Here is a 9,543-nt window from a genome sequence, read left to right as displayed (position 1 = left end):
GCAAAGGTTACCAGCGCCCCCAACATATTTCCTATATTGTTTATGTATAAGGATAAGATGCGGTCGAGCAGGGGGCCTGAAATCTTATCTCGATAGCGTTTTACCTGGTCGGGTGTGCAGCGGCAGCGGTTGGCGTCGCTGCCGTGATAGCCGCAGGGACATGGGTTCATGGCCGCGACCAGTTGGAAACGGGCGGGGAAGCAGGCCTGGTTGCGCGCGCGCGATATGCGTACCTCACCACTTTCGAGTGGCTCGCGCAGGACTTCGAGCACTTTGCGTGGAAATTCGGGCAATTCGTCGAGGAACAAAACGCCGGCGTGGGAGAGCGAAATCTCCCCTGGTTTGGGATTGCTGCCACTGTGACTTTCATTAATTAATGCGACTATAATCACCATATAATGCGGGTTTCAGGCAATTTTTTAACATTTAATGCGACATGAAAAGTAGCAATTAGCTGCGACTGAGGGTGAAATGAGTGCAAATAGCTGCGACCCGATTTATCCACGTCAAATGCGGAAAATTAAGCCTACCCGGCGGAGTGTCTCTGGGATTTACTCATTTCGAGGAGAACTGTCCATTCCTTATGAATCTACATTAGAGCGAGACTTCCTCATCAAAATGGAGTTCTCGTTGAGTGTTCTCAGCGTGGTGCCACAGCCGATTGAGGTGCCATTTGAACTGGAAGGCGGAAAGTATGTATATACCCCCGATTTCTTCGTGTCATATCGGCAGATTGAAAGTGCCTTGTTAGATTATTCAAGACCGATCTTGGTAGAAGTGAAACCTTCGGAAGAGTGGAGGAAAAACTGGAGGGCATGGTCAACAAAGTGGAAGGCGGCGTTACGCATAGCTCGCAGTCAAGGTTGGGAATTTCATATCTATGACGAGTCGCGGATCAGGGATAAGGCCCTTGAGAATATTCGATTTTTAGATCCATATAAGCGCATGCAATTTGATCCTGAAGAAACGCAATGGATACTTGCAAACCTAGCTGCAATGGGAAGCGCCCCGGTTCACTTCCTCCTCGCCAGGCATTTTATGGGTGAGTATAGGGCGGCTGGTATTGCTCATGTTTGGCATTTGCTCGCTACCCGTCAAATAGATTGTGATATTAACCTCCCACTTAACGAACGTACAGAACTTTGGGTGCCTCAATGAATTTAAATCAGATCAGTGAAATGGGCGAGTCTGTATTTGATCCCATCCGAGAGCGTGTTGATGTCAATGTGGATGCATTGGTAGAAAGAGAGGGTGTAGTCTATCGAATTGCTCAAGTCCTGGATTTCGAAACTGTCATAGGGGTTGCGGTTGAATCAGGACGTAGCTCAGCACTTAGAGTAGGTGAGCTTCGGGTCGTATCGGGTGATCTGGCTGCGGTCCATTCTTCTAACTTTGATTTAGAGGACATTGCAGATGAAGACTGGCGTATTGCCGAAAAACGCTTCGCTGCGATAAGCCCGCTGTTAGATCGTAGTGACCTCGGTCGGGGGGATGTGGAGTTACGAGCGTACGAATCGGGTGTTGACACGGCTACGTTGTATCGATGGATGGAGCGTTATAAGGCCTACAGATTGATCTCCTCACTCATTCCGCAGAAACGCGGCTGGAAGTCAGGTAATGGCAGAATCTCCTCTGAAGCGGAGAGCGTAATCAACGAGGTTATCAGGACATATTATTTAACCTCACAAAGACCAAGAGTTGAAAAGGTAGTCACTGAAGTTCATAGGATTTGCCTGTTAAAAGGCATCGAAAAGCCAAGCGCTTCCACTATAAGAGCGCGAATTGCGAAAGTGTCGGAGCGAGAAAAACTTAAAGGGCGTGGATTCAAAGAGAAAGCGAATAATAAATTTTCTCCAGCACCTGGCCAGTTTCCCAATGCAAATTATCCTTTATCGGTTGTTCAAATAGACCACACGCCCGTAGATATAATTTTGGTCGATGACACCCACAGAAAGCCTATTGGGAGGCCGTGGTTAACGTTAGCAATGGACGTATACAGTAGGATGGTAACTGGCTACTACCTGTCTTTTGATCCACCATCTGAGACATCTGTTGCGATGTGCGTTGCTCACTCTATGTTACCTAAGGAAGAGTGGATGACATTGCATAATGTGGACGCTGACTGGCCAGTATGGGGTGTGATGCGAACAATACATGTAGATAATGGCGCTGAATTTCGCTCCAACAATTTTCAACAATCCTGCAGTCTTTACGGTATACATTTGGAATACCGCCCAGTAAAGCAGCCGCGTTACGGTGGACACATCGAGCGTATGCTAGGAACTTTATTATTTGAGATCCACGATTTGCCAGGTACAACGTTCTCTTCAGTAGCAAAGCGAGAAGGCTACGACTCTGAAAAAAATGCGGTGATAACTAAATCAGAATTCGAGGAATGGTTAGTAAAATTAATTACTAAGGTTTATCACAGGCGAAAACACTCAAGCTTGGGCATGACTCCGTTTCGTCAATGGGAGTTAGGTATTTTTGGTAGCGGAGATTTACCCGGTACAGGTGTTCCCCCTAGACCGGTTGACCGCCTAAGTATCTTGTTAGACTTCTTGCCTTGCTTTCATCGGACGGTGCAACAAGACGGCGTAACCATAGATAAATTGTCCTACTATTCGGAGGCGTTGCGGCCGTGGATTGGTGCTGTCGACGAAGAAAGCGGAGAGAAAAGATTGTTCGTTTTTAGAAGGGACCCGCGCGACATCACGTCCATTTGGTTTTTTGACCCGGTGTTGAAGCAATATTTCAGGGTACCGACATCTGAACAATCTTTACCCCCAATGAGTGTCTGGGAGTATCAGCAGGTACGAGAAAAATTGAAACTTCAGGGGATTGAAAGTTTCGACGAGCACCAGGTTTTGCACGCAATTACTGAGCTGCGTGAGCACGTGGATAAATCAAAAGAAAAATCAAAAAAGGCTCGACGTGCGTCACAACGTCGTACTGAGCATGAAAAGAACATTTCCCCAGCTAATCCCTTACCGGCAGCTCCAAATGTTAGTCCCCTACCTACAACGTCTTTAGAAATTGAGCTATCTGACGGTCCGATTAAAAGCTTTGGAGACATTGCATGACGGGCTTATACGAGCACATACACCCTGAATTCCGGCATGTGATGGCACTAAGTTCTGCGGAGAGAATTGAATTTATGGATTTTCCCCGTTGGGTGGGATATCCCACAGCGCAGAAAATCTTAGACACGCTCCAAGGTTTGATGCATAAACCTCAGCGATCAAGGATGCCGAACCTGCTGATCGTGGGCGATCCTAATAATGGAAAAACGACAATCCTTGAACGTTTTGAAGAATTGTGTGGGCAGGCGTATGTTGATGAGAATTCAGAACCCGTCAAGCCTCTTTTAGTCTGTCAATCGCCACCTTATGCGGATGAAAAAAGTTTTTACTGCGCCATTCTCCAAAGATTTTTCACTCCTTATAACGAACGAGATACGCCTATAGCACTTAGGGCTCAAGTCTTACATTTGTGCCGAGCATGTAAAGTTCGAATGATTGCTTTTGATGAGATGCATTCGATGCTTACGGGCACAGCTCTTAAGCAGCGAGAAGTGATGAACGTCATCAAGTATTTATGTAATGAGCTAAAAATCCCTATCGTAGGTTTCGGTACGCGTGATGCGGTGAGAGTCTTACATCACGATCCCCAGCATGCTAGTCGATTTGACGTAGTGAAGGTTCCATTGTGGGATCTGGATCAAAACTTCCAACAGTTACTAGCAAGTTTTGAAACAATATTGCCACTAAAAAAACCTTCGGAGCTCCATAAACCTGAACTATGTCGTCTGATTCATACGATTTCTGAAGGTAACCTTGGCAACGTTCATCGGCTCTTAATTGAATGCGCGCGCGAGGCTATCGACACGGGTAATGAAGTAATCGATAAATCACTTATCGAGAGTAAATCATGGTTACGTCCCACACGTGGCATCAGGGAGCAGTCCCTGTAGCGCCCACATGGCCGATTCCAGTTCCGTTACTTCCGGATGAATTATTCTCATCGTGGTTGGTAAGGGCGGCCCTATCACATGGGTGTGATCCGTTGGTGCTAACAGGCTCCATTTGGCCCAAGTGGAGACTGTGGTGTACCGATTTTGATCGGGGCGTTCCCGACAATCGATTGATTAAGATTTCGCGGGTAGCAGGGATTAGTGAGCATTCCTTTAGCTCGACAAGTCTGCGAGCCATACTCACACACATTACTCCGCAAAACTTGGATGATTCCACTTGGCCGTGGTTGCTGGCCCTGGGTTCTCGCAATCGACATCGTCATGGAGGTATCCAATATTGCCCTCTATGCCTGGCTTGCGATCGTACTCCCTATTACCGAATGGATTGGCGGTTTGCTTGGCATACAGTCTGCGTGCAGCACAAAGTTGTTCTCAAGGACTCCTGCTATAAATGTGGTGCCCCTATTATTTTTCACATGCTCACCATCTCTAATCCTCATTTATATGAATGCGCGAATTGCGGTTCTGATTTGAGGGCTGTGAATGTATCCGAAGCTCCGCCTGGAGTATTAACGCTTCAGTTATCAGCTGACACGACTGTTTGTAAAAAACAGGGGAATTACTCGGATCAGTTAATCGCTACCGTTGATTGGTTTCACTTGCTTAGCTATTTCATTGAAATCTTTCAAATTGCCTCCCGAAGCAAGAGTACCAAACTCGTGAAATTTTTAGAGAGGTTTGATATTTCAGAAAGTGACCTTTTTAAATCTAGTACAGGTTTACCCTTTGAATTACTTTCGGTGGTGGATCGCATGCGTTATATGGCGGCCGCGAATAAGCTGATAGCGTTCCACGCCAGCCATTTTTATGAATCAGCAATGCTAACAGGTTTAAATAAATCCACCTTGTGCGGGCGCGATACAGTAGTGCCTGGCGTTATTAATCATTTAATCTGCGATTTGCCGGAGGTGCGCCACCATAGACGCGAAAGAACTGCCAGTATCGAGCTAATACCACGGTCACGATCGACCGTTAAGGCGATGATGGCGAGACTCTTCAGAAAATTATGAGAGGCGAATATTGAGCGGTGATGATGTAAAGAAAACGTGTGACGAATGTGGTCGCGCAGTTGCAAAGATAAAAAGGGTATTTAATGGCATTCGTTATTGCGCGACATGCTATGAAAGGATTTTTATTAAGAAGCCTTGTGCCCAATGTACCTTGCCATTTCGTCTGCCTAAAAATATTGACGCTGCCATATGTGACAATTGTGAAAAGGCTAAACCATGTGTTCGCTGTGGTCGATTCAATTTCGTTATTGGAAAGATGACAGCCTATGGGCCTGTTTGTAACAGCTGTTCTGTTTATTTTAGGACGCCACGCCCCTGCGGCATCTGCCAACGACTATCAATTCGCCTTAGTGAAGTCAGACGACTTGGCATCAAAGTGCAGTTGTGCGAGCGCTGCGCGCGAAGTGATTACAGGTCGTGTGGGCGATGTGGCAGACATCGACTTTTAGTTGCAACTCAGAATGAGTTGGAAATTTGTAAAAAGTGTGCGACTCATGAAGACACTCTTTGTGGATCCTGCGGAATTGCCGTCCCTGCGGGTAGAGGTGCGCAATGTGAAAGGTGTTATTGGGAAAAAACGTTGAAGAATCGAATTGTATTAAACAAGTCAGCGTTTAGTAATATTGTAATGGAACGATATTTTGAACTTTTTGGAACGTGGTTGCTGCAGCGCATTGGGGCACATAAAGCAGCCTTGACGATAAATAAATATGTGCCTTTTTTTCAGGAGGTAGAAAAAAAGTGGAATGAAATTCCGTCTTATGAATTTTTGTTAGAGGCGTTCGGACAGGAAAGCTTAAAAAAATTGAAGCCAGCATTGGAGTGGATGAGCAGTCAGAAATTACTTTTATTGAATGATGAAGCAAAACAAATACATTTAGATGAGCGCCTCATCGGAAGATATTTAGACAGCGTTCCCCAGCAATCACCTGCACGCGTTCCCCTTAATAGGTATCGGGATTATCTCATTGAAAAAAAACAGGTCGGAAAAACAAGTCTTCGATCAATCCGACTCGCGTTAAGACCGGCCGCTACGCTGCAAAAAATGGCTCACGAATCGGGATTCGAATTTCCTACACAAATGCAACTTGATACTTTCCTTGTTGAGCGTCCCGGACAGGAAGCAGCGATAACGGGCTTCATAAATTTCTTGATCAAGGAAAATGCATTGAATCTGGAGTTGAGGGTAGACAGTAAAAAACACAAAGCACATCGACGTAAATTACTAGAGAAATCAATCGTAAATTTGATAATGAGTGGGCGAAAAGATGAAGGTGCATTGAAGAAATGGATAAAAATATCCCTAGAATATTTCCACGGAGTGCCAAAATCCATGGCCGCTAAGATATCTCATGAAGCTGTAGTGGAAAATGAAGATGGTTCATACACTATACGAATTGGAGGTGAAGATTATTGGATTCCTGAAATTAACCAAACATCGACCTTACGCTCCATCAGCGGGTGAAGTTAGATAGGCCACCAATAATTGTTCATGTTCCATCTATCGCAATTTTATAGGGTATAAGTGAGGACTCTGGTCGGGAGAGCCTAGTGGTTTTGCTCAGTAATATCACTGAATCCGGCAGAGATTGGAAGGCGAATAACGAGGGCTATTTGCTTTAGGGGACGAAGGATAAGGGCGCACACTGCAGAAACCGTTACAGCTGCCCTCTAAAAAGAAAAAGGCCGACTAGTGTCGCTCCCTTCAATAGACTGGCCGGGACCGCCTGCGGGACTATGCTCCAAACCAGACGGGCGACCATTTATTTCTGTGTAGGACTGAATGCCCAAATAGAATACTGATGTGAGTGTACCATACTAGACGAGGTTGGCTAATAGTGCCTTGCTGGATTTGGTTTAAGACTTCTGATGCCGGTTTATCGACAGGTAGTAGAACACCGGAACACGTTTTTGGACAACTGTTGTGTCGGTTCAGTGGGGTTTGGCCACCGGTTGCGTCGCAGGCATTGGACAATGCGTGTCGCCAGTTTTCCTAACCTATTGATTTGTATAAAGCGCTGTGGACAACTTATGTGTCGTCCGCTGGCGGTATTCTTTTTCAGTTAGTAGCGAGAGCAGAAGGTCGTCGAGAATTGCTGCTTCATCTTCTGTTAATTGAAAGCTAGGGCAGTCTTCGATAAAGACGCACAGCTGTTCATGTTCATAATCAACTGTTTTTACTACTACTTGTTTGCCGTGCTTGCAGTAAACTGCCCCTCTGCTCGCCGGATGAAGTTGAACAGATAAATTTTCGATATCAGAGTAATCGAGATTATATTTGTGCTCGTTAATTACTATTTCTAATGTTTCTCCATGCCATTTGATAGGTTTGAAGCTTGCTTTAGTGCAACCGCCATTCAGTCGGAATGGCAGTAAAAGCTGATTCGCTGCCGAGTATCTGTCATACAATTCTGCAACATCAGGCAACCCCGTATAATCAATATGGATTATCTTATTTCTAAAATTTCTGAGTTCATGTAATTCCTCAATATGGCTAAACCATTTGTGGTTTTCGGCATCAAAACTTCTCAACGGGTTTATCTTTTTTAATTCATTTATTAACTCGAATAAGCTTTTCTTATCGCCGTTTATTTTTTTTAAAGAAATTCCTTGATACTTTGCATAATCTTTTACTCTTTTTTCGAATAACACAACTTCTAGTTTTAAGTCTTCAATAGACGGTTGCTCATAGCCAGGAAGATCAAGCGTTGAAGAATTGAAATGCATACCGATAACGTTTCTATCTCTCCTTAACCATTTTCTAATGAAATTTATCAATTAAATTTCCTCCGATTTTGAAAAAATTGATATAGGGTTTTAAGGGTTAACTAATTAATGTTGTGTGAATTAAAGCAATTAAAAAAATGCCTGCTGTACAAATTAATATCTGTAGTCGCATCTTGTAACGGACAGTATAGATATATTAGGATTTAACTAGGTTACTTATGAGAATGAAATGATCTATATGATGGGTTGAGCACTGAGCTATCATTCCTACGTAACTTCACCTGCATCTTTGAGCGTGGAAATTATGTCTGATATTACTAACGAATTTGATGCTCTGCGAGTACGTATTTCCTCTCCTGAGAGCCGCAGAGCAGGTGACGCCCTTTTCTCTGTCGATCCTCCAGACTTGTCCGTTACATATTCACCAGATAATTTCGGTGGCCCTGAAATTCTGTCTGGTTCCAATTCGAGCAGCACTATCTGTGAAAAGTGATAATCCGGTACTCAGTTCTTTGTTGGCGTGCGGCACTGCCGTAATGTAAAAAGATCGCCTAGGCCTAAGATATTGTTGTCTTCTCTTTGGAATCGCCGAGGTGCATGCAAACCCTCTTTGTTCTTAAGCATGCTAAGGACAGGACGTATGCTAGTTGTATGACAGGGCGTCATAACTCCGGTGTCTTAAACGAAAGGAAATCCTCCATCGCCTGAAACTCTAGCTTTTTTTGTATTTTGGATGGAGTCAGATACTGTTCAATCTCGGAAAAAATCATTTCTGAATTTGCCAAATCGTTGTCCGTGTAGACAATAATCGGGATTCCGAGCTTGCGAAAGTACGCCTTGAGCTTCTTCATTTCTTTCTCGAAATTAGCCTTTGCTTCTGCGTTTATTTCTTTCTGTGTTTTTCCCTTGGTGCTGGCGATCTGGCCGTGGGTTGACCAAGGAGACAATTCGAATCCCACCTTCGATAGCGTGTAAGAGTCAATTACAGTGAAGTCCAGGCGGTGCTCATGCTTTACGTCCTTGCCTCCATACCGCAGCTCAGGAATCAATAAAGGAACATCGAGTGGCTCTGGATTATTTTTTACGAACTCACAATACATCCTCGCGATTGTGAGTTCATGAATTGACCCTGAGTTTCTGACTAATGTGTTCCGAAAAAACGAGAGGTAACCGTCGATGTCTTTAAACATGATTCGATCGTTCTCATCAGGAATAACAAATCCAGTCTCTAAAATATGTCCGATAGTCCAATACTTCGGTTTAAAATGCCGTATCTCACTTTTGTCATTTTCCCATTGCCCGTTCTTGAACCGGGGCGTAACCAGTATCCCGTAGGAAGCATTTTTTTGCCCGATCCATATTTCGGCCTCTTCTACACGAGGTCTGGCTTTTGACAATGCCTCATAGTTTCTAAGGTATGTTCGATTAAGGAAGAGTTTCAGCCATTCCCGAACTTTTTTGTGATTTTTCACATGTAGGTATGCATCGTAAGTTGCATTTCCTTTTCTTGCGAATATTCCTAGTCCTTCCAAAGCTCTCAAAAACCCTTGAAAGTACAGCGCAACAAATTGCTCTGGTGTATCTATGACCTCATTCTTTATGTCGATGTAATCAGCATACTTGCTGCCATAGGTCGCATTTAAGGAAAGCTCACTAGTAAACTCCGTCAGGTCGAGAACCTCATTTTTTAACGCGTTGATTTGCTCTGTGAGTGCTGAAATTTTTTGGTTTCTGAGGGTTTTTGCAGGATCTCGTGCTGCCATCTCTTTTCCT

The 9,543-nt window shown here is 44.3% G+C and carries 7 protein-coding genes and 2 pseudogenes; 6 read left to right on the top strand and 3 right to left on the bottom strand.

Annotated elements, in window-relative coordinates; genetic code table 11:
- Positions 1–32: 32 nt before the first annotated feature.
- Positions 33–404 (bottom strand): annotated as a pseudogene (locus J2X05_RS02880) (ATP-binding protein); the annotation flags it as partial.
- 67 nt (positions 405–471) lie between these two features.
- Here J2X05_RS02880 and J2X05_RS02875 point away from each other — a divergent pair.
- The 6 genes and pseudogenes from J2X05_RS02875 to J2X05_RS02855 all read left to right on the top strand — a co-directional run bounded on the left by J2X05_RS02875 (position 472) and on the right by J2X05_RS02855 (position 6,508).
- Positions 472–1,158, top strand: coding sequence for a TnsA endonuclease N-terminal domain-containing protein (locus J2X05_RS02875; protein ID WP_310068400.1), 687 nt, complete (start codon positions 472–474; stop codon positions 1,156–1,158).
- Positions 1,155–3,083 (top strand): TnsB C-terminal domain-containing protein, encoded by a 1,929-nt coding sequence (locus J2X05_RS02870; protein ID WP_310068399.1) that lies wholly within the window; start codon positions 1,155–1,157, stop codon positions 3,081–3,083. The genes J2X05_RS02875 and J2X05_RS02870 overlap by 4 nt, the downstream gene beginning before the upstream one ends.
- 74 nt (positions 3,084–3,157) lie before the next feature.
- A complete protein-coding gene (locus J2X05_RS02865) occupies positions 3,158–3,973 on the top strand; it encodes a TniB family NTP-binding protein (RefSeq protein WP_310068396.1) in 816 nt (271 codons plus the stop codon).
- Positions 3,931–4,395 (top strand): annotated as a pseudogene (locus tag J2X05_RS21135) (TniQ family protein); the annotation flags it as partial. The gene J2X05_RS02865 and the pseudogene J2X05_RS21135, both read left to right, overlap by 43 nt.
- A gap of 117 nt (positions 4,396–4,512) precedes the next feature.
- Complete coding sequence (locus J2X05_RS02860) at positions 4,513–5,043, top strand: hypothetical protein (RefSeq protein ID WP_310068394.1); 531 nt, start codon at positions 4,513–4,515, stop codon at positions 5,041–5,043.
- A gap of 580 nt (positions 5,044–5,623) precedes the next feature.
- Positions 5,624–6,508 carry a hypothetical protein gene (locus J2X05_RS02855; protein ID WP_310068392.1) on the top strand — a complete coding sequence of 295 codons (885 nt, stop codon included), beginning with the start codon at positions 5,624–5,626 and terminating at the stop codon, positions 6,506–6,508.
- A 533-nt stretch (positions 6,509–7,041) separates the two neighbouring features.
- On the opposite strand, the gene J2X05_RS02850 is transcribed toward J2X05_RS02855, so the two are convergent.
- Together J2X05_RS02850 and J2X05_RS02845 are read right to left on the bottom strand one after the other, a co-directional pair.
- Entirely contained in the window at positions 7,042–7,821 is a 780-nt protein-coding gene (locus J2X05_RS02850) for a hypothetical protein (RefSeq protein WP_310068390.1), read from the bottom strand.
- Positions 7,822–8,432: 611 nt separating this feature from the next.
- Positions 8,433–9,533: a hypothetical protein gene (locus tag J2X05_RS02845; RefSeq protein ID WP_310068388.1), complete on the bottom strand. Its 1,101-nt coding sequence runs from the start codon at positions 9,531–9,533 to the stop codon at positions 8,433–8,435.
- Positions 9,534–9,543 lie beyond the last annotated feature (10 nt).

Source organism: Cellvibrio fibrivorans (assembly GCF_031457055.1).
Taxonomy (GTDB): Bacteria; Pseudomonadota; Gammaproteobacteria; order Pseudomonadales; family Cellvibrionaceae; genus Cellvibrio; species Cellvibrio fibrivorans.
The sequence above is the reverse complement of the archived record's forward strand: the minus strand, read 5'-3'. Positions and strand labels throughout refer to the sequence as shown.